At 60.5% G+C, this 453-nt stretch carries 1 protein-coding gene; it reads right to left on the reverse strand.

Translation table 11 applies throughout. The annotated features are described in order from the left end of the window. Window positions 1-453, reverse strand: a 453-nt coding sequence (locus H6B10_RS15360) for a class I tRNA ligase family protein (protein WP_204652346.1), incomplete at both ends; no start/stop codon positions are given.

Below are 453 nucleotides of genomic sequence, written 5' to 3' on the forward strand. Positions count from 1 at the left end.
GTACGTCAACAGAACCTTGCGGACCGTCTCCTGGATGGTCTCGTCACCGACGCGCCGTGCACTCCATGGGGAACCGTCGGCCGCCATGAACCAACGCAGCGCGTCGGCACCATGAGAATCCATGAGCGGGATAGGCAACAGGATGTTGCCAAGGTGCTTGCTCATCTTGCGACCGTCCTCGGCCAAAATGTGGCCCAGACACAGCACATTGCGGTACGAGGACTCGTCAAACACCAGGGTTCCGACGGCCATCATGGTGTAAAACCACCCGCGGGTCTGATCGATGGCCTCACAGATGAAGTCACCCGGGTAGTGAGACTCGAACTTCTCCTTCGAGCCGGGCACATGCGGGTATCCCCACTGGGCGAAGGGCATCGAGCCCGAATCAAGCCAGGCATCAGCCACCTCGGGCACCCGGTGATAGGTATGACCATCCCGGGTGAAGGTCACCTC

The sequence above is a fragment of the Gemmiger formicilis genome, from assembly GCF_016901605.1.
In the GTDB taxonomy this organism is placed as follows: Bacteria; Bacillota; Clostridia; order Oscillospirales; family Ruminococcaceae; genus Gemmiger; species Gemmiger formicilis_B.